We start from the raw sequence: 19349 nt of genomic DNA, 5'->3' as shown, positions 1-19349 counted from the left end.
CCCTCTCAGCCAAATAAGCTAGCTCCCCGGGGATGGGATTATTGATAGGCGGCAAGGCCTCTCGCGTCCAGCATCATTACGTAACGCGCGGGTTAAACTGCATTAACCACTATTCAACGCTGGTTTCCTATGCGTGCGCGAGTGTTTTCAGGTTGGGGAAAGATGCAATTCGCCCGCGCTAACATTGCGGCTTTCTGGCGACTGACAGCGATGCTGCTCAGCGGGTTTTTCCTCGCGCATTCAGCATCTGCACAAACCACCAATTGCGGCGCCGCCAGCAGTGGCGGCACGGCCCCTCCTTCATGGCCGACCTATTGCTGGATCGACATGGCCAATTACAACGATGCGCAAGCACGCACGGCAGCAGGACAGAATTTCTCAATCACGCTTACTGATGGCACGGTGCTCAGCTTCACGTTGAACACCACGACCAACACCGCCAGTGGAGCGAATGCCATAACCGCACCAAGCTGGACCGGCGCGGCTGTCGGCAATAGTGCATTTCTCGGCATTCCCGGTCGCCCGATCCTGTACATGGTCAATTCGGGTGCGACGGTCACATTCACATTCTCCAATATAGCGGTGACCCCGCCACCAAGGTGTGGCCGCCGTTACTGAATATGCGTTCGTTGCTGCTGATGCGGAATCGACTGATAATGCCGAATTTCTCGAATTCACAACCAATGGCGGCGCGTGGGAGTTGCTCGACGAAGTTCCACCGATCAGCGGCAGCCAGTTGCCGATCCCAAGCGGAGAAGGGACGACAACCTTTCGCAGCGATGGCGGTGGCCAAAGCGGCCGCGTCGGCGCGCACATCATCGGATCGAACAGCCCAACGACGGTGACCGCAACCATGAACGGCGCGGGCCTGCAGGGAATGATGTTTGCCTTGCGCTTTGCATCGATCACGCTTTCGAAACAGATCGGAGGTGTCCGCCTGGATCCGAGCGATCAATTCGATTTTTCTATCGAGTCTCAATCCACCGGCACGGTTTTCGCGACCGGGTCTACCAGTGGCACCGGCCTCGGCCCATTTGATGCGGCAGTTCTGACGACTGCATCTGGCATTCCGCTGCGGGTGCGCGAAAGCATGGCGACGGGAAGCAACAGTGCGCTGACGAGCTATCAATCGCTGCTGACCTGCACAAACGACAATACTGGATCGAGTACGCCTCTTCCGACTGCGGTTGCTACGACTGATTACAATTTTGGCTCACTGCAATTCGGCGATGCGGTCGATTGCATTTTCACGAATACACCTCTGCCACATATTACTTATCGCAAGGCTCTGGGATCGGGTGGACGCAGATTTGATACCGATCAGTTCCGCCTGCGTGTTCGTGACCGGACGGTACCGCGATCAATCTTGCCACATTAGACACTACAGGCAGCGGATCGACGCTTTCCAATAACATAGTTGACCAGATCGAAGTCACGCCCGGCAATCAGCTCCGCGTGCGCGAGTTTGCCATAGGCACCACTGATCTAAATTTTTATAACGCCAATACAGTATGCACAAACGCAAACCCATCGTCCGCCACGCCCTTGCCAAGTTCGGTCGCGATTGCCGAGTTACAACTTGCCATTGGCGATGTCGTGACATGTGTCCTGACCAACACAAAAAGCCCAGCAAACGCTGTGCTCGTGGTTGAAAAATCATCTTCCGTCATCACCAACGATTTCGAGGCAAGCAATCACAAGGCAATCCCTGGCGCAATCATTGAGTATACGATCAGCGTCCGAAATGAGGGCGACGCACCCGTTGATGTCGACACGCTCGATCTGACTGACATCATCCCGCCACAAGTCGAATATGACGTTTCGACCGGAATTACACTTACAGAAGGTGCCACAGCGAGTGGGCTCAACGCATTCGATCCAAACACAATGGTCAGCTTTTCAGACCAGCCAGTTGGCGCCGCACCCTACTCCTACTCACCCAGCGGCTCCTATGATGGGAATGTGACCGGGATTCTTATCGAACCAACAGGCTCGTTAAACGCCTCCAATGGTGCAGATCATCCAGGCTTCACGATCACATATCGAATGAGGCTCGAGTAAATTTGATCAACAGATAGTCGTCTTTTTCCAATCACTGGCTTTCGCAAAGTGCTCTTTAGGTCTAAGCTTCAATGGTTTGCTATTGGGAATTGGGGAAATCATGCGACTTTTTGGATTGATGATGGCCGCGACTGCGGTTGCGACAGTACTCACGAGCGTGCCAGCGGCTGCGCAAGGCAAGTCCTCTGGCCGCAAGGCGCAAGAGCAGGGGATGCAGGAAATCCCCGTTTGCCGCCAAAAGCTTGGCACTATCGCGATTGATGAACCGGAAAACCGTTGGTGGCGGGCTTATGACCTCCCGAACCCAGAGGCATTGATCAAAGTTTTCGTGGCGAAGTCGGGATGCTTCAGCATCGTGGATCGCGGACGCGGCCTGGAAATGCGCGGGCTGGAGCGTGATCTGGCTGATAGCGGTGAATTGCAACGCGGATCAAACATTGGGCGGGGCCAGGTCAAGGCCGCTGACTATTTCGTCATTCCTGACCTGGTCGGGCGCAACAAGCGCTCTGGCGGTGGCGGCATTGGCGGCGCGCTCGCCGGTGCATTGGGCCGCCGCGCTTTCGGCGGCATTCTGGGCGGCGTTAAGGTCAATAAGAAAGAGGCGAACGTCACTCTGACACTTGTGAATTCGCGTACGACCGAACTGGAACGCATCACAGAAGGCTATGCCCGCAAGTCAGACGTTTCGTTCGGCGGTCGCGGTGGCGGCATTTTTGGTGGTACGCTGGCTGCCATCAGCGGCTCGGGCTATGAAAACACGCAGATCGGTCAGGTAATCGTGCTCGCATATCTGGAGGCGTATCGCGACATGGTCGATCAGCTGGGCGGCCTTCCTGTAAACCCAAGCGATGCTGCGCCGCTTGCAGAGGGTGAGGTCGTCGCCGCCTCGGCCCCGGCACAAACCGGCTATGGGATTTCGCGAGACGCGTTCAATCGCATCGAACCAGGTATGAGCGTAGATGACGTCAATGCGATTGTTGGTTTCGCTGGCGATCGCGAAGCCTTCACAACCAACTCAGCGACCTATCTGTGGCGGACCGATGCAAACTCGGACAGCTTCATAACCGGGACGTTTGTTGATGGGAAATTGGCTGGGCTTAACAAAGTGGGCTTCTGACACCTACCTTCAATTACTGGACCAATCAGGAGGTCGCCCTGCAGAGGGCGGCCTCTTTTTTCGCACAACTCATCCTAAGCGGAATGCTATTCGCACGCGCTCGGCAAAGTCGTCAGATAAGTAGCCTCGGCATGGTCACAGTTAACAAATATGGTTAACGCTAATGCTTATGCATTCGTTGACCAAGCGGCCATGCTCCGATTGGCTCGGTTCGTCGCATTTCCGGGATTTATTTGGTTAACGGCTTTGTAAAAACAAGCAAAATCGATCTAATTGCACTTGAGTAAGTGGCTTGGTCACGTTCTAAGCCTGTTCAGAAAACATCGGTTATCAGAATTAGGAATAATGATTAACAACGGGTCTAACAAAGCACGTATGAAGTGGGCATTGCCGCTGTTCGCAGCGGTATTAGCTGTGCCTGCTTCGCTCGCTATGTTTCCGCAATCAGCCGTTTCTACAGCTATCGCGCAAGGCAGCGATGCTCTGAAACAGTTCGTTGATCGTTCCCCCGGTGCACGTGGTGCAACCGCCCCACTTAAGGGCAAGGGCAAAGGTACGGCTCTGGCGCTGGGCGAGAAAGTAACTCCTGAGCAGCGCGCGCTTGGCAAGGTGTTCGATACCCCGCCTGAGGAAGATATCGAGAAACTCGCACAAGGCCCAATTGGGCCTCAAGCGATCCCCGGCACGGCACGCCCGATCAGCGATATCGCAAGCTCGCCAGCTTCCGCGACATTGCCAGCACCCGCGACCAGCGGTTTTGGCACGCCCGGCGGCCTGATCATTCCAATTGGCGGGTCATCAGGCGGTTCTAGCGGCGCAGTGGCATCAAGTTCTGGCGGCAGTTCGTCTGGCGGCAGCACCGGTGGTACTGGCTCTAGTGGGGGCTCAAGCGGTGGATCGACTGGCGGTTCAACCGGCGGCGGAACGTCCACTGGGGGCTCTTCTTCTGGCGGTGTAATGTCAGCGGTTCCTGAACCCGGCACCTGGATGATGATGATCCTCGGCTTTGGCGCTATCGGTGGTGCGATGCGCCGACGCAGGCTTGGCTCAAATGCGACAGCCCGCATCCTGGGTCAATAAGGCGGACGATGCGCGAGCGCTCGTTTCTCCTCGGCATTCTGACAATTGGCGCAGTGGGCGCAACCTTTCTCGCAGCGCCTTCGCTCGCTGACACGCTTGGCTTCAAGCACGCTTTCGCCTCGGCGCAAGAGGCGCCTTCAACTGAAACTACTGCAAACGAAGATCGTCGGCGCAGCGTCCTGTCTCAAGAGGAAGCGGACGTAGCGGCAGCAGGCAAACTGCTTCCCGCAGACGTGAAATCAGTGCTCAATACTCCCGGCACGCTCAGCCACGGGCAATATATGTGGTTGGATGAGGGGGTTACCGAAGGCGATCTTACCATCTGGGTCGACCTGACCCGGCAGATGGTTTCGGTGTTTCGTGATGGTCACGAGATTGGCACAGCCGTGATCGTCTATGGCGCGAAAGAGAAAGCCTCGCCGACGGGATCTTTCCCAATCATGCGCCGCGTTCGTGATTATCATTCACGCAGTTACGATGCGCCCATGCCCTATTCATTGTTCATCACAAATGATGGCGTGGCGCTGCACGGCAGCCCGATGGCCGCCAACCGCGCGACGCATGGCTGTATAGGTTTGCCGCTCGAATTTGCTCGTCTTCTGTTCGAAGCTGCCGAGAAAAATGACGTGGTTGAAATTGTCCGGTCTGATCCGGAAAAGACCAAGGCGTCTTATTTCGTCTGCCGCATAATCCCGTTCTTTCCAATGATGCTTAACCCGTTTTAAGCAAAGCGATTAAGCCTGTTCCTGCACCGCGTTTTAGGTTGCGTATGCGCATGTCTGTCTCAGGTTCGAGATGGATACGATGCGCAACACAGCTTTCTCAAAAATTGGCAAGCTCGGCGTTTTGGCCGGCGCATTGGCGTTGCTGCCCGGCGCGCAAAGTCGTGTATCTGATCTGGAAGGCCGAATGTTGGCAAGTCACAATCACGAACGCGCTATCATGGGTGTCCCAAACATGCGCTGGAATGACGATCTGGCCAAGGGCGCTCAACAATGGGCGGATCACCTATCAGCCACCGGACAATTTAAGCATTCGCCCAACGTGCCCGGGCAGCCATTCGAAGGCGAGAATATCTGGGGCGGGACCGCTGGCGCATATTCGGCGGAATCGATGGTTGGTCTGTGGCTGGCAGAGAAACGGTACTTCAAAACCGGCACCTTTCCCCACAACAGCACCACCGGTAATGTCGCGGATGTAAGCCACTATACGCAGGTGATCTGGCGCAAGACACGAGAGGTTGGCTGTGCCGTCAGTGACAAAGGTGCAGAAGAAATTCTGGTCTGCCGGTACAAACGGCCCGGAAATGTCATCGGACGCAAGCCGCTCTAGATCTAGCTAGATGAACTTACTGGCGTATCTCGCCAATTCTCTCATCAACAACCAACGTGCCAGCCGAGCGATCGGCCTCGATCCTCGATGGCGAAGCGTTCTCCGTAGTGGCGACGGCACCCTGCGCAACATCGGCGCCTCCACCACCCAGGCCCGGTGATAACTCGCCCTGAATCAAGCTACCCGCGTTCTCATCGGCAAAGATGTTCGATGGCGGCGCAACCTCTGTCGCTGCCGTGGTTGTCGCCAGCAAATCGCCGATCTCTTCATCCACGCCCTCGCCCGGCGGCGTCATTCCAGGGGCCAGTGCGTCAGCAACGACCGCTTGCGTAAAGGCGCGGCGAAGGCCCCAATTCCCCTTCCAACGGTAAAAATAATGGCTGCCATGCTTGGTGATCTTGTTCAGCGATGATGCCCAATACGGCACCACATAATCCGCATGGTAATGCGTTGCCATCCCCACACTCGGTTCTACCGTGCCGGACAATGCCCCGGTCGCAACCTGCCGCGCCGCTGCCCACGCTGCCGGGGCCGGCTGCCGCGCCAAACTGCCATCGCATGTGAAGGTGAACTGGCATCCGGTACGTCTTTCAGACCCCTGATACACAACCGCACATACAGAGTTTGGAAAGGCTGGATGCCGGGCCCTGTTCAAAATGACCTGAGCCACGGCACGTTTTCCTGCTGTCGGCTCAAAACCCGCCTCGTAATAAACCGCGGCGGTAAGGCACTCGATGGCGGAACGACGCGCAAAAGGCATATCCGGCCTATCCGGCATGGCATAGGGCCGCGCCTCTTCAATCGGTGTGTTGGAGAAAGGGAGCTGCGCGTTCTCCACAAACGCCTCTGTTTCGCTCAGTGGTTTGTAAGACTGCTGTCCGATTTCAGGGAGAATAACGCGCTGGCTCCCTCCTTCAATATCGCTGGAAATTCCGTCGACAGATCTCGATGAAGTCGCCTCGCTATACGTCATCCACCACCGACCGAGCGCCAGGCCAATAATGGCTAGGACGATCAGAAAAACAGCAATGTCGCGTTTGCGCACGCGCTGCATAGTGGCCACTTGAGATTCCGTATCTGCTGGGTGCCGTTTAGATTTACCGCGAATTTACGTCCACACCCTTCACCTTTGGTCTCAGGAATGGCACAAATTTTCTGGATTGCTTACCAGCTATCAGATTAACTCAACCTAGCATCGCACAAAGCCGCCAAAAGAGACGATTTTGCCCAAACATCACAATATCTTGAACTCCCGTGCGCGGCTTCTGCTGGGTCTTGTCGCTCCGCTGGCTCTCGCCGCGTGCAGCGATGCGGTCGGTGGCCAAGTCGCTGCGAATATCAACGGTGACGAGATTACCTTTGCCGAGGTCAATGCCGAACTGCGCGGTATGCAGTTACCCGACGGTATCGGCGAAGCGGACGGGCAGAAACTTGCTCTGGAGCGCATTATCGACCGCCGCCTGATGGCGCAGGCCGCGCGTAATGAGGGGATCGACCAAACAAGCTATTTCCTTCTCCGAGAACGGCAGTTGCGCGACGCCTTGCTTGCTCAATTGCTGCGCGAACAGGCCGAACAATCGCTCGGCGCAGCAGATCAGGTGGAAGTGGATCAGTTCATCAAAGACAACGCGCCGCTATTTGCTAACCGCCGATTGCTGACATTGGAACGGATCGTCTTCGATGTTCCCTCTGATCGGCGTGAACTGCAACCGCTCGAGAATGCGCAGTCGCTTGAGGCCGTTTCTGAACGTCTCAAGAGGCTCGATATCCCCTTCAATCGCGGCTCTATTGAATTGGATTCACTAAGTATTTCTGAGGATAAGCTTGATTCGATCTTGAAAATGCGTGGTGGCAGGCCGTTCCTGCTACCCGAAGGATCACGATTGGCCATCGCCGTCTTGCGAGAAGCACGCAGCGCCCCTGTCGCAGGGGCCGACGCCCGCCCGCTTGCGGAACGGATTGTAAGAGAACGCCAGCTCAATCGCTCAGTTGATGAGCTATTGTCAGATCTGCGAGCCAGCGCCCAGATCGATTATCGCGATGGGTTTGAGCCGACAACTGACGCTGAGAGAACGCCGTCCGCAAATTCAGAAACGGGAAGCTAGTTCTTCAGCTTGCGGAAATAAGCGATGGTTTTCTCCAGGCCATCACGCAGAGGCACTGAAGGCTCCCAATCCAGCTCTTTCTTCGCCAACGAGATGTCAGGCTTGCGCTGGGTAGGGTCATCCGATGGCAAGGGCTGCTCAATCAGCTTGGATTTTGAGCCAACCATTTCCAGAACAAGCTCGGCCAGCTCACGGATAGTGAACTCGACCGGGTTCCCGAGGTTACACGGGCCGGTGAAGCCGTCGCGCGATTCCATCAGTCGGATCAGGCCTTCCACCAAATCATCGACATAGCAGAAGCTGCGTGTCTGCGATCCGTCACCGTAAATCGTGATGTCTTCACAGCTAAGCGCCTGCATTACAAAGTTCGACACCACGCGGCCATCGGCAGGGTGCATGCGCGGGCCATATGTGTTGAAAATACGTGCGACTTTGATGTCGAGGTTATGCTGGCGGTGATAGTCAAAGAACAGTGTCTCGGCGCAGCGCTTACCCTCGTCATAACAGCTGCGCAGGCCAATCGGGTTCACATTGCCCCAATATTCTTCACGCTGGGGATGCTGCTCCGGGTCTCCGTAAACCTCACTGGTCGAGGCTTGAAGGATCGGCACACCCGTACGCTTGGCCAGTCCCAGCATATTGATGGAGCCCATGACCGATACCTTGGTCGTTTGGACGGGATCGTGCTGATAGTGCACCGGTGATGCTGGGCATGCGAGATTGTAAATCGCGTCCACTTCAACAAATAACGGAAAGCAGATGTCATGACGCATAAATTCAAAACGCGGATTGTCGTGCAAATGCGCGATGTTCGCTTTGGCACCCGTAAACAGGTTGTCGACGCAAAGCACCTCGTCGCCCGCCGCGATCAAGCGATCAATCAAGTGAGAGCCAACAAAGCCTGCACCGCCAGTGACCAGCACCCTGCGATTAGAAAAATAGTCCCGCGACATAACCCATCCGTTCCTGAATATTCGCTGCGCCTTGTATCGCCGGGGCCAGCAGCTTCAAGACAAATCGACATCCGGTCACACCATGAAACAGCCGATGGTCAAAAGTTAAACTTCGTGAATTCAAGCCCGAGATTGATCCCGTTCAGACAGGATTTGCCAATAACCGGCTATATCGACAGGGGAGCGACAGAGCTGTGAGCGTGCGCAACCTTTGCGTCGGGCGAGAAATCACGGTAGCAGCGAACTATCGTGCCAAAGCGGGACAGATTGGGCATGTTGAGTGGTGTTAAAGAATTGCCCAAAGGCTTGTCCTGACACGAAACATGCACGTTTCGTTGGCTATCAGCTTGCATGGGCTGACGCTAATTGCTGAGCATCAGGCATGCCAAAGAGAATGAAGATTGTGGGACTGACATGGAGGGTAATGTGAGGGAGGAGACGCTGGTAAAACCAAGCGGTACAGTGTCGCGCCCCGTTCGCCCTGCCATTAAACGAGAGAACCTGCGCATTCTCCTGGCAGTCCTTGCGGCAGTTTTCGATTCTTTAGCGTTGATCGTTGGCTTTCAATCAGTGGAACTGATGCGCGACTATCGCTGGCTGTCGCCCGGCGGTGTGCCGCTTTTGGTCATCATTGTTCCTGCATTCCTGTACTTTGCGATCCTGTGGTCGAGTTACTCGACATATAATTTGGCGAGTATGTCCAAATCTTTCAGCAGCGCTTGCCGTGCCCTGCTTGGCGCGATCGTGGTGATGATGGTCTGCGCTTTCCTCGCCAAGTTTGGCATGAAGATTTCGCGCTCCGCCTTTTTCTACGCAGTCATCGTTTCCACCGCCCTGTTGTTGCTGTCGCGAATAGTCATTGCGCTGTTCGCCCGCCTGTTCCTCAAGGGTAAGATTGCGGACAGACTGCTCGTTACCAATGATGCGCCAGCAGATCATGCTTCCAGCATCGGTATGGATGTCATTGATCTAAAAGAGGTTGGCCTCAAGCCCGACCTCTCGGACCCGACACAAATGGCCGAGGTTTCTGATGTCCTATGCCGCTATGATGTGGTCTACCTGGACGGCATCCGCATGAAAGACCAAGTTGTTAATTGGGTGACCGCACTCAAAGCGACCGGTGTCGCTTGCGAGGTTGTGGTGTCCAACGACGAGATTCATTCCGCCGTGGGCATTGGCTGGGTCGGACAAAACGACACTCTTGTGCTTTCGCGTGGTCCGCTCAGCCTTGGTAGCAGGATGCAGAAACGCATCTTTGATCTGGCGATCACTGTGCCACTGCTGATCTTCCTCGCGCCGCTAATGTTGCTGGTTACACTGGCGATCAGGCTTGAATCGCCCGGCCCTGCCCTGTTCCGCCAAAGCCGCATCGGTCAGGCCAACCTGCCGTTTCAGATATACAAATTCCGCTCCATGCGTATTGATGCGCAGGATGATCGCGGCAACCAATCGACACAGCGCGATGATGACCGGATCACTAAGGTCGGCGCGTTCATCCGGCGCACCAGCATTGATGAGCTGCCGCAGCTGATTAACGTGCTGATTGGCAACATGTCGCTCGTCGGTCCGCGCCCTCATGCCGAAGGATCGCGTGCAGGCTCGCAGCTATTCTGGGAAGTGTCAGAGCTCTATTGGATGCGCCACGCCCTGAAGCCGGGCATCACTGGGCTCGCCCAGATCAATGGTTTCCGCGGCGCAACGCATACGCGCGAAGATCTCGTCGCGAGGTTGCGGTATGACCTGCACTATTTGCAGGACTGGAGCCTTTGGAACGATTTCACTATTCTGCTCGCCACGGTGAAAGTGGTATCGCATAACAATGCGTACTAACCGTTTAGGCAGAAACAGGGGCTTTAGTTAGATGAGAGGTTTGGCGCCATGCGGTGGATAGCTCTTGCAGTCATTCTTGCGAGCCTGCCTGCGTTTATTGCGTTCCTGTCTCAGAACAAGGAACGCCGTGATCAAGCGCTGATCGCTGTCGGCCTGTTCTGCTTCGCCTCTGGATCACTTCAGATTGACGCGGCCCTGTATACGTGGCCGATGTGGAATGGCACCGTTAAAGGGATCATGATATCGCCGATAGACACTCTGTGTCTGGCCCTGATCTTTACTCGAAAAAGCCACAATATCTACTTCCCGATCATGGCGCTCATCGCGATTTTCGCGATCCCAATCGCCCTCTCGATCACCGCATCAGGCAGTCCAATCGCGTCAAGCTTCACCCTTGTCCAACTGATACGCATGGCCATATTTGTGATCGCCGTTGGGGGGAAGTGCATCGCCCGGGCGCGCTGAGAAACCTGATGATCGGCTTGTCTGTTGGCCTGATGATCCAGGGCGGCTTCGTCGCGTATCAGAAAGTGAACGGCGTTGTTCAGGCCGCTGGCACTATGTCGCACCAGAACATTTTGGGCCTCATGGTAGAGCTTGCGGTACTGCCCCTTATCGCTGCCGTGCTAGAGGGTGAACGCAGCAAATGGATTTATGGCGGGATCGTCGGTGGCATGATCGTGGTCACAGGCGGCGGATCACGCGGCACAATGGCGTTCGTTGCGGCAGGCGTAATCGCGCTGGTCATACTCAGCCTCGCTCGCGGAACATCTGCACGAAAGCTCAAGATGGTTGGTGGGGCGGCGCTGGGTGCGCTTGTGTTTGTGCCACTGGCGTTCAACACGCTCAATGAACGATTTGGTGAACACTCATTTGTCACTGCAGAGAACGAGCGTGCCGCTTTCAAACGTGCAGCGACCGCAATGGCGGCGGATCATCCGCTGGGTGTCGGCGCGAATACATATGTCGCAGTTAGCAATACCGGAGGCTACGCCGCGCGTGCCGGGGTGAACTGGAACTTTGGCAGCCGTTCTGCACCTGTTCACAACGCATATCTACTGGCTCGCGCAGAGACGGGATGGGCAGGACAGATCGCCCTGATGATCCTTTTGGGCGTGCCGCTGTTGATTGGGCTCAAGGCAGCATTCAGCAGACCGCGCGATCCGTTGGGAGGCATCGCCTTGGGGTCAGCGGCTGCGATTTTCGCGCTGATCGTGCACAACAACTTTGAATATGTCTGGTTCGTAGAATTACCTCAACGCGTATTCTTCCTGAATGTCGCCATTATCGCTGCTTGCGCTGTCGCGCGGAAAAAAGGCGTGGCCCTGTCGCCGGAGCGGGTGGAGACAAACCTGCAAGGACCGGCCAAGAAAGGCCCGGTCAGCAAGAGCAAAGTCTGGCGTCCTGGCCAGCCGGTCAATCTGGCCCGTAGCCGCATGCCTGGAGGCGAGCAGGCCTAGCGCTCTTGGGAGCAGCCTGCCCTGACCCGCTATGTCCAACACCACATCTGTGTTCCCGCGCATTCGGGCTCTGCTGAGTGGCAGCAAACTCGTCGGCGAGGCTGGTTGGGTCGCAGCCCCCTTTGCGATGAACCAGGTGCTGAGGCTCGGCACGAATATAATTCTGGCCGGGCTACTCGCGCCAGAGATCTTCGGCCTGATGCTGCTGGTGAATACGCTGCGCACTGGAACCGAGTTACTCTCTGACATTGGCATTGGACAAAGCGTTGTTCGCTCACCCAATGGCGAGGATCGCCATTTCCTCAATGTGGCATGGACACTGCAGGTTCTGCGCGGCGTGCTGCTGACCATTCTCATGCTAGCCGCAGCATATCCAATTGCGCAGCTGTATGAACAGCCCGAGCTGTTTTTGATTATTCTCGCAGTAAGTCCAATCTTCCTGATCACCGGCCTACATTCGATCAGCCTGTTTCTCGTCCAGCGACGGGTCGATGTGAAAACGCGCGCCGCATATGACACAGCTTATACGATTTTCCATTGCGGTTTCTCGATCATCATTGCGATCCTGATGCCAACCATCTGGGCGCTGGTGATCGCTCTGGTTGTCAGCACCGCGTTCACCTGCGCAATGAGTTATTCCCTCAAGCCGCGGATGCGCCCTCGCCTCACCTGGGATAAAGCGCACGTCCACGAGATCATCAACTTCGGCAAATGGATATTCCTGTCGACCGCCGTCTACTTTGCAGCCACCAGCTATGACCGATTATACTTCGTCGCCGCGCTGCCATTGGCTCTTGCCGGGGTTTATGCGGTGGCCCGATCATTTTCCGAGGTACTGAGCCAATTGGGTCAACGCGCGGGTGCGTTTCTTGTATTTCCCAAGGTCGCGGCTGTGCAGGAACGCCGTGGGGAGCTGGCAAGTCGCATTCGGACGATGCGCTTCAAGGTCCTGGCACTCATAGCTGTGGCGACGGGTTGCGGGATCGCGGTGTCCGATCAGTTTATCCTGCTGGCCTATGATGATCGTTATCGCGCTGCGGCCTTTATCCTGCCTGTCCTGCTGCTCAGCATCTGGTTTGGGATCCTGTCTGCCTTCGCCGATTCCATGTTGATGGGCTGCGGTCGCCCGCAACCGGGCGCACGAGCAAATCTGGTCAAGTTTCTGGTACTGCTGATTGGGTTACCCATCGCGATGGCACAGGGCAGCTTCTTCGGGGCGCTAGGGGTCTTGATAGCAGCCGAAGTCATGCGCTGGGCTGTGCTCGTGCCCGCCGAACGCCGTGAAGGATTTGTGAAGTATCGCGATGATATTATCCTGACACTGATTGTCGTGATCGCGGCGATCGCTGTTAAAGCTTCGCTCGGCTCTTTGGGTTTGGTACCCACGCCAGCCGAATGGTGGGAATTCAGGGGCCTCATGGATGGCTAAACTGGGGGTTATTGCGATTGGACGGAATGAGGGGGAACGGTTGGTCCGTTGCCTTACCTCACTGCAGTCGCACGATCTGCTGGTGGTTTACGTCGATTCCGCCTCGACTGATGGCAGTCAGGAGCGCGCAGCCGAGCTTGGCGCTACGGTGGTGCCGCTCGATATGGCGCTGCCTTTCACTGCCGCCCGCGCCCGCGCAGAGGGTTTCACAAAGCTGATGGAGCTCGCTCCCGATTGTGAGTTCGTAATGTTTGTCGACGGCGATTGTGAAGTGGTCGCAAGCTGGCCCAGTGTCGCGGTTGAATTTCTGCACAACAACCCGGACTATGCGGTGGTGTGCGGAAGGCGCAAAGAGCGTTTTCCAGAGGCTTCGCTGTACAACCGCTTGATTGATGGGGAATGGAATACACCCGTCGGTGAGGCTGACGCATGCGGCGGCGACTCAGTTTTTCGAGTTTCCGCTTACAATGCGGTTGGCGGCTTTAACCCGGCCATGATCGCAGGTGAAGAACCAGAACTCTGTGCACGCCTGCGCAAAGCGGAGTGGCGGATCATGCGACTGGATGCGGACATGACGCTGCATGACGCGGCGATGCATAGGCTTGGGCAATGGTGGAACCGCGCGGTGCGCAGCGGGATCGGCTATCAGCAAGCCAACCTCGCCACACAGAATGCCCCCGGTGGCGCGCTTTATGGGCGAGAGATTAAGCGCGCGATTGGCTGGGCGTCGATCCTGCCGCTTTTGAGCATGGTCTTGGCGATAGCCCTGCATCCCGCGTTTATCTTGCTTTGGCCAGCAATCACGGCGTTGCAATGGCTTAGGCTCACCCTGCGCGATGGCATCGCCTCAGCCAGTCTTTCGATTCTCGGCAAATATGCTGAGCTGCTGGGCATCATGCGGTTCCAGTCGCGGCGACTGCGCGGCGAAACCGGCGGTACGGTGGAGTACAAATGAGCGGCGCGGTGATCGGCTATCTGACGAGCGAGTATCCCTCGCCCAGTCACACCTTTATCCGGCGCGAGATTGCGAGCCTGCGCGCAAAGGGGCTTTCGATCCGCAGCTACTCAATCCGCGCGCCAAAACATGCCCTCGACAATGATCTTGAGCGCGAAGCGGCAGGCGAAACCTTCTTCGTTTTGCGGCGCGGAGCGATCGGTATCACAATCGATTTTCTCGCTGCATTGTTCAGCCATCCGATCCGGTTTTTCTCCGTGTTTGGATTGGCACTGCGCCACCGCGTACCCGGCCTCAAAGCTCTTCTATGGGCAGTATTTTACTTCGTGGAAGCGATCGTGTTGGCGCGGCAGCTTGAGAAGGACGGCGTCACGCATCTGCATAATCACTTTGCCAATCCCGCCGCCACGGTCGGCCTGCTGGCCAAGACATATCTCGATATCCCATGGAGCCTGACGCTGCATGGGATTTCAGAATTCGACTATCCGGCAGGAAATCTGCTGCCTGCCAAGCTGGCGGAGGCGAGCTTTGCCGCCTGCGTGTCGCATTTCGGGCGCGCGCAGGCGATGCGGATGATCTCTCCGAATATGTGGAGCAAACTGCATCTTGTCCGCTGCGGTATTGACCCTCAGGATCTGCCTGAGCCGGTAGCCAAGGACAGCACTTCAGATGAAGTCGAGATAATTTGCGTGGGTCGACTGTCGCCGGAAAAGGGGCATGCCGGGCTGATCCAAGCGTTCTCGAACCTGCGTCGCAGAGGCGTTCCAGTCAGTCTGAAACTGGTGGGCGACGGCCCGCAGGAAGCTGCGCTGCACGCCCTCGCCGCTCAATCTGATCATGCTGAGCATATCCAGTTCACGGGGCGGCTTGACGAGCGCAGCACGCTGCGCGCTATCGCACAGGCTGATGTGATGGTTCTGCCCAGCTTTATGGAGGGATTGCCCATCGTGCTGATGGAGGCGCTGGCGCAAGGTGTACCGGCGGTCGCGACCCGTGTTGCCGGAATTCCGGAATTGATTATTGATCGCGAGACGGGCCTTCTGTTTGATCCGGGCAATTGGGACGATCTGGAAACTAAGCTGGTTGCGATGTGCGAGGATAAAGCGCTGCGCGCCGAGCTCGCCGAAGCGGGCAAAGCTAAGGTCGCCGCCGAGTTTTCGTATCCAAAGGCCAGTTTGCCGCTGATCGACTTGTTTACCGCGACGGCGCTCATGAAAACTGGAGACGCATCGTGAACCGCGAAGCCGACGCATTACTGCCCGATACAAAGCCGTTGTCTGGTCATATCGCCATTCTCGACGGATGGCGCGCGGTGAGCATCACATTTGTCATCATCGGCCACTGGATGCCGATCCCTCGCGAGTTGCAAGCCAACCATATGATCGCGGCATCGGGCATGGCGCTGTTTTTCACGCTATCGGGCTTTCTGATCACGCGGCTCTTGCTGAAAGACCAACGGATCATCCCGTTCCTGATCCGGCGTCTGTTCCGCATTCTGCCCCTCGCTTGGCTGGCCATGACCATTCTGGTCATCTGGACCGCCGCTGCGCCCCAAACGGCTATCGCGAATTTCCTGTTCTATTCCAACCTGCCTCCGGCAAAGCTGATGTCCGGTGGCCATCATCTGTGGAGTCTGTGCGTCGAGGTGCAATTTTATCTCAGCGTCGCACTGCTTGTGGCAATTCTGGGTAAGCGAGGGCTCTGGCTGCTCCCACTATTCTGTATCGGAATTACCGCTCTGCGCGTGATTGATGGCGAGTATATCAGCATCATCACATGGCACCGCGTCGACGAGATTTTGGTCGGTGCCTGCTTGGCGCTGTTCCTGCACAAATTCCCGGTCGAGGCCCTCAAGGACCGGATCAGCCCATGGGCGTGTGTCGGCGCAGGCATCATGATGCTCGCCGCTGCACATCCAGAAACCGGGCCATTGCAATATCTCCGCCCGTACTTTGCGGCGCTCACCATCGGGCTATCGCTGTATGCCTTGCCGGACCTTTTGCGCTGGGCGCTGTGCAGCAAACCAGCGAAGTACGTCGCCCAAACCAGCTACGCGCTGTATGTTTGGCACGGCGTGTTGGGCCACACATGGCTCGGCGGTGAAGAGGCGGATAAACTGACCCGCTATCTGCTGCGCCCGTTCCTGCTTGCCGCGACTGTTGCAGCAGCACATGTTTCGACATTCTATTTCGAAGCGCGTTTTACGGCCATGGGCAAAAGACTTGCAGACCGGTTTGGTAAACCTGCCAAGGATGCCGTTCCGGCTGCCAAGTGACACTTTCTTAAAGTGTTGCCGCCAGAATACTGCCCATCGACAGGAGCACGATGATGGCACAGGCACAACGTAAACCCGCTGCGGACTATTCAGCCGTCCCAACGACGACCGGCGAGCGCCCGAAGGGCGACGGCGAGGTGGCAGTCGCGCTTTCAGAAGCAATCCAGCCTGCCGATCATTATCGCCCCAGCCCCGCTCGCCAGATGCAGGAGCAATTGGCAGCCTGGGCGGATACATCCGATGGCCGCGATGTTGTCGATGCTGACGCCGTCATTGATGATGTTGACGGCATGATTGAGGGGGCCGCCGCGGTCCTGCCCGCATGGCAACAGTTTGCGATCATTGGCAGCGCAAGTTTGGCGCTTTGGATCGGCATCGTTCTGGCTGTTGGATCATTTTTACCTATTTGGTAATTTTTTACTTTCCTACACACCATTTTGAGTTTTAGCGAGAGTCCCATCACGCGCTTTGTTGCGCGTCCAGATGAGGACCAAACGCTATGCCAGCCAATGACTTTGACCGTTTCGAAAGCCACGCCGACACCGTTTCCAGCCCGGCTCGCGATGCTTTTCCGATCACGCCCGATGACGCCCAGCCCTTAGTCAAATTGCCTAAGGCCATTCTGGTTGGCGGCAGCGGCACGATCACCTTGCGCGCGATTGATGGCGAAACTGATGTTCTGATCAATGCAGCTGCGGGACAAATCATCCCGGTACGCCCTGAGTTTGTCCGCGCATCGGGCACCACGGCCACCAATCTCGTGGGTCTCGCCTAATGCTGGACCTGACCGTCGATGTCACGAATGCGGCCTTAGGTCCGCTTGGTGAAGCTCTGCCACCCCCGCCCCCACCGGCGAGCCATACGCCACCGCCCGCTGACTGGCGCATGCTGGCAACCGTCACAACCAGCGCAGGCTTTGCCAGCCAGCAAATCGCACTGACCGCTGCAAGCAGCACCGCCGACAACAAAACGCGCCCGCTACTTGCGATCCCGGCCAACGGCACCGAGTATGTCGAGTGGACCGCGCAGGAAGACGGCGATGCACTGCTCTCGTTTATCTTCCAGAGCGATAGCCAGCCCGGCAATGCTTTTGTCACCCTCAACGGAGTGGATCAGGGTTTTACGCTTCGCAGCCCCGACGGCGCGGATGCCAATAACCGTCGTCAGGCCATGCTGCTGGCGGTCACTGCCGGCGACACCATCAGGCTAACCGTCACATCAACGCGGTCGAACGAATTTCTCCGTCCGTTGCTGCACAAGAAGCCGCCTACCGGTCCTTGGGATGCACACATAGTGATTGGCGCAAGCCGTGAATTGGGTGCCCACCGCTCGATAGGTATTGAGGATCAGGTGATCGCCGATCACCCGGGCCGCGATCCAATCATTCTCAACTATGCGCGTGGCGGAGCGGGTGTTGGCAATATCGCGAGCACTTATGCCCCGGCGGCTGCCAGCCATTACAGTGGCGTCATTCGCTATGCGATGCTTGGCTCGCTGATCGGGAACGATGTTTCCAGCAACCGGCCCTATGATGCGGCGGGAAAAGCGGCGCTGGACACGGATTTAGCGGCGATTTTCACTGCGTTCGACAATGCCGGAATGCAGCTGTGCCTCGGGACAACCAGCTATCGGGCCTATACCAGTGCGCCAGCGGTTACACCTCAGGATCAGTCTGGTGGTTCGCTTCCCTATAACCAAAATGTGATCGCACCTTTCGTTCAGGCGAATATGCCCGATGTATACGATGCCGCAATCGGCACAGGGCGCGTTGACGAATACCTTCTCACCCTGCTTCATCGCGCATTGCTGGCGGATCAGGTTCACGGCACAGGCGCGCAATACGCGCTGGTGCGCCAGCTCTGGTCAGATACGTGGTTTCGCTATGTCTATACTGGCGAATGGCCGGACAGTCAGATTGAGCAACGCACGCTCCTGGCCGAAGATACTGGCGAGACCGGCGCAAACCGCGTGCTCGGGTATCAAGAGGGTATATTTGCCCTTGATGCGATCGTGGCGGGCGCACAGAAAACCGCAATCACAAACAGGTTGGAGGCGGTTCGGCAGCAAGTTTACTTGCAGGACGCAAACGAGGCGGTGACTCAGGCAGAGGCATCGCAATCCCAAGTGGATGTCGATGCCGCGCAAGCCAAAATCGATGCGGCTGCGGCGCAAGGCAATGACGTCAGCGCGCTTCAATCCCGACTCGATGCAATTGATAGCGGTTCCACTGTTACGGCCATGATCCGCCATGGCAGCACCACCGCCGTACCCGGCTGGAACGCGGTCGATGAAGGCACGTCAACCGGAACCAAGATTGCAGACATTCTCGACAGTGAAGGCAACACCACCGGCTGGAGCTACATTGTCGATGCGCCATTCTCCGGCAAATCAAACAATGGCACTCTAACGAGCGGCGTCGCGTGGATCCCGGACGCTGTGCTGTCCGCGACGATATGGCGCAATGGCGGCGCACCTGCCATCTGGCGCTTTACGGGGCTAGACAATGCCAAAGTCTATGACATCGATGTGCTGGCCTGCCGCGCTGGTGGTGGTAACCGCAACGCTGTGATCACGATTGATGGCGAGGCACAACCACAAGTGAACGCAGCCAACAATGTCAGCGAATTGCGCACACGCACGGGCATCGCACCGGTCGACGGCATAATTGACATGGCGATCACTCTGGGTGACCCAAACAATGCCTTCGCCTATCTTACCGCTACACGAATAACGGAGCGAGATTCTTGACGAA

Annotated in this window: 20 protein-coding genes; 18 read left to right on the top strand and 2 right to left on the bottom strand. The window is 56.8% G+C overall.

Annotated elements, in window-relative coordinates:
• Positions 1-162: 162 nt before the first annotated feature.
• The 7 genes from ACZ1GM_RS05675 to ACZ1GM_RS05645 all read left to right on the top strand — a co-directional run bounded on the left by ACZ1GM_RS05675 (position 163) and on the right by ACZ1GM_RS05645 (position 5590).
• Complete coding sequence (locus ACZ1GM_RS05675; protein ID WP_472678164.1) at positions 163-618, top strand: hypothetical protein; 456 nt, start codon at positions 163-165, stop codon at positions 616-618.
• On the top strand, positions 602-1378 hold the full coding sequence (locus ACZ1GM_RS05670; RefSeq protein WP_472678163.1) for a CshA/CshB family fibrillar adhesin-related protein: 777 nt from the start codon (positions 602-604) through the stop codon (positions 1376-1378). The genes ACZ1GM_RS05675 and ACZ1GM_RS05670 overlap by 17 nt, the downstream gene beginning before the upstream one ends.
• Positions 1360-2061, top strand: coding sequence for a hypothetical protein (locus ACZ1GM_RS05665; protein ID WP_472678508.1), 702 nt, complete (start codon positions 1360-1362; stop codon positions 2059-2061). The genes ACZ1GM_RS05670 and ACZ1GM_RS05665 overlap by 19 nt, the downstream gene beginning before the upstream one ends.
• A 100-nt stretch (positions 2062-2161) precedes the next feature.
• A complete protein-coding gene (locus ACZ1GM_RS05660) occupies positions 2162-3178 on the top strand; it encodes a CsgG/HfaB family protein (RefSeq protein WP_472678162.1) in 1017 nt (338 codons plus the stop codon).
• A 345-nt stretch (positions 3179-3523) separates the two neighbouring features.
• Positions 3524-4258 (top strand): PEPxxWA-CTERM sorting domain-containing protein, encoded by a 735-nt coding sequence (locus ACZ1GM_RS05655; protein WP_472678161.1) that lies wholly within the window; start codon positions 3524-3526, stop codon positions 4256-4258.
• An 8-nt stretch (positions 4259-4266) separates the two neighbouring features.
• Entirely contained in the window at positions 4267-4983 is a 717-nt protein-coding gene (locus tag ACZ1GM_RS05650; protein ID WP_472678160.1) for a L,D-transpeptidase, read from the top strand.
• 79 nt (positions 4984-5062) lie between these two features.
• Entirely contained in the window at positions 5063-5590 is a 528-nt protein-coding gene (locus tag ACZ1GM_RS05645; protein WP_472678159.1) for a CAP domain-containing protein, read from the top strand.
• A 16-nt stretch (positions 5591-5606) separates the two neighbouring features.
• On the opposite strand, the gene ACZ1GM_RS05640 is transcribed toward ACZ1GM_RS05645, so the two are convergent.
• A complete protein-coding gene (locus ACZ1GM_RS05640; RefSeq protein WP_472678507.1) occupies positions 5607-6644 on the bottom strand; it encodes a cell wall hydrolase in 1038 nt (345 codons plus the stop codon).
• 169 nt (positions 6645-6813) lie between these two features.
• Here ACZ1GM_RS05640 and ACZ1GM_RS05635 point away from each other — a divergent pair, with 169 nt between their 5' ends.
• A complete protein-coding gene (locus tag ACZ1GM_RS05635) occupies positions 6814-7695 on the top strand; it encodes a hypothetical protein (RefSeq protein ID WP_472678158.1) in 882 nt (293 codons plus the stop codon).
• Here the strand turns inward: ACZ1GM_RS05635 and ACZ1GM_RS05630 are convergent.
• Positions 7692-8648, bottom strand: a complete 957-nt coding sequence (locus tag ACZ1GM_RS05630; protein WP_472678157.1) for a UDP-glucuronic acid decarboxylase family protein — start codon at positions 8646-8648, stop codon at positions 7692-7694. The genes ACZ1GM_RS05635 and ACZ1GM_RS05630 overlap by 4 nt on opposite strands.
• Positions 8649-9014: 366 nt before the next feature.
• Between ACZ1GM_RS05630 and ACZ1GM_RS05625 the strand changes: the two genes are divergently transcribed.
• The 10 genes from ACZ1GM_RS05625 (at position 9015) to ACZ1GM_RS05580 (ending at position 19345) form a co-directional block, all read left to right on the top strand.
• Positions 9015-10478, top strand: a complete 1464-nt coding sequence (locus ACZ1GM_RS05625) for a sugar transferase (RefSeq protein WP_472678156.1) — start codon at positions 9015-9017, stop codon at positions 10476-10478.
• A gap of 48 nt (positions 10479-10526) precedes the next feature.
• Positions 10527-10943 carry a hypothetical protein gene (locus ACZ1GM_RS05620; RefSeq protein WP_472678155.1) on the top strand — a complete coding sequence of 139 codons (417 nt, stop codon included), beginning with the start codon at positions 10527-10529 and terminating at the stop codon, positions 10941-10943.
• Between the two features lie 8 nt (positions 10944-10951).
• Complete coding sequence (locus ACZ1GM_RS05615) at positions 10952-11938, top strand: O-antigen ligase family protein (protein WP_472678154.1); 987 nt, start codon at positions 10952-10954, stop codon at positions 11936-11938.
• A 31-nt stretch (positions 11939-11969) separates the two neighbouring features.
• On the top strand, positions 11970-13367 hold the full coding sequence (locus tag ACZ1GM_RS05610) for an oligosaccharide flippase family protein (RefSeq protein WP_472678153.1): 1398 nt from the start codon (positions 11970-11972) through the stop codon (positions 13365-13367).
• Positions 13360-14322, top strand: a complete 963-nt coding sequence (locus ACZ1GM_RS05605) for a glycosyltransferase family 2 protein (RefSeq protein ID WP_472678152.1) — start codon at positions 13360-13362, stop codon at positions 14320-14322. Before ACZ1GM_RS05610 ends, ACZ1GM_RS05605 begins: the two co-directional genes overlap by 8 nt.
• Positions 14319-15557: a glycosyltransferase family 4 protein gene (locus ACZ1GM_RS05600; RefSeq protein ID WP_472678151.1), complete on the top strand. Its 1239-nt coding sequence runs from the start codon at positions 14319-14321 to the stop codon at positions 15555-15557. Before ACZ1GM_RS05605 ends, ACZ1GM_RS05600 begins: the two co-directional genes overlap by 4 nt.
• Positions 15554-16597, top strand: a complete 1044-nt coding sequence (locus ACZ1GM_RS05595; RefSeq protein ID WP_472678150.1) for an acyltransferase family protein — start codon at positions 15554-15556, stop codon at positions 16595-16597. Before ACZ1GM_RS05600 ends, ACZ1GM_RS05595 begins: the two co-directional genes overlap by 4 nt.
• A 50-nt stretch (positions 16598-16647) precedes the next feature.
• Positions 16648-17010 (top strand): hypothetical protein, encoded by a 363-nt coding sequence (locus ACZ1GM_RS05590; RefSeq protein ID WP_472678149.1) that lies wholly within the window; start codon positions 16648-16650, stop codon positions 17008-17010.
• 86 nt (positions 17011-17096) lie between these two features.
• Entirely contained in the window at positions 17097-17372 is a 276-nt protein-coding gene (locus tag ACZ1GM_RS05585) for a spike base protein, RCAP_Rcc01079 family (protein ID WP_472678148.1), read from the top strand.
• Complete coding sequence (locus ACZ1GM_RS05580; RefSeq protein WP_472678147.1) at positions 17372-19345, top strand: hypothetical protein; 1974 nt, start codon at positions 17372-17374, stop codon at positions 19343-19345. The genes ACZ1GM_RS05585 and ACZ1GM_RS05580 overlap by 1 nt, the downstream gene beginning before the upstream one ends.
• The last annotated feature ends 4 nt before the right edge of the window (positions 19346-19349 follow it).

The sequence above is a fragment of the Qipengyuania sp. JB2-7 genome (genome assembly GCF_055693485.1).
The sequence above is the reverse complement of the archived record's forward strand: the minus strand, read 5'-3'. Positions and strand labels throughout refer to the sequence as shown.

Coding starts and splice junctions, on each gene's coding strand:
- ACZ1GM_RS05675 (WP_472678164.1), top strand. CDS start 163: ATGCAATTCGCCCGCGCTAACATTGCGGCTTTCTGGCGACTGACAGCG.
- ACZ1GM_RS05660 (WP_472678162.1), top strand. CDS start 2,162: ATGCGACTTTTTGGATTGATGATGGCCGCGACTGCGGTTGCGACAGTA.
- ACZ1GM_RS05655 (WP_472678161.1), top strand. CDS start 3,524: ATGATTAACAACGGGTCTAACAAAGCACGTATGAAGTGGGCATTGCCG.
- ACZ1GM_RS05650 (WP_472678160.1), top strand. CDS start 4,267: ATGCGCGAGCGCTCGTTTCTCCTCGGCATTCTGACAATTGGCGCAGTG.
- ACZ1GM_RS05645 (WP_472678159.1), top strand. CDS start 5,063: ATGCGCAACACAGCTTTCTCAAAAATTGGCAAGCTCGGCGTTTTGGCC.
- ACZ1GM_RS05640 (WP_472678507.1), bottom strand. CDS start 6,644: ATGCAGCGCGTGCGCAAACGCGACATTGCTGTTTTTCTGATCGTCCTA.
- ACZ1GM_RS05630 (WP_472678157.1), bottom strand. CDS start 8,648: ATGTCGCGGGACTATTTTTCTAATCGCAGGGTGCTGGTCACTGGCGGT.
- ACZ1GM_RS05620 (WP_472678155.1), top strand. CDS start 10,527: ATGCGGTGGATAGCTCTTGCAGTCATTCTTGCGAGCCTGCCTGCGTTT.
- ACZ1GM_RS05615 (WP_472678154.1), top strand. CDS start 10,952: ATGATCGGCTTGTCTGTTGGCCTGATGATCCAGGGCGGCTTCGTCGCG.
- ACZ1GM_RS05610 (WP_472678153.1), top strand. CDS start 11,970: ATGTCCAACACCACATCTGTGTTCCCGCGCATTCGGGCTCTGCTGAGT.
- ACZ1GM_RS05605 (WP_472678152.1), top strand. CDS start 13,360: ATGGCTAAACTGGGGGTTATTGCGATTGGACGGAATGAGGGGGAACGG.
- ACZ1GM_RS05600 (WP_472678151.1), top strand. CDS start 14,319: ATGAGCGGCGCGGTGATCGGCTATCTGACGAGCGAGTATCCCTCGCCC.
- ACZ1GM_RS05590 (WP_472678149.1), top strand. CDS start 16,648: ATGATGGCACAGGCACAACGTAAACCCGCTGCGGACTATTCAGCCGTC.
- ACZ1GM_RS05585 (WP_472678148.1), top strand. CDS start 17,097: ATGCCAGCCAATGACTTTGACCGTTTCGAAAGCCACGCCGACACCGTT.
- ACZ1GM_RS05580 (WP_472678147.1), top strand. CDS start 17,372: ATGCTGGACCTGACCGTCGATGTCACGAATGCGGCCTTAGGTCCGCTT.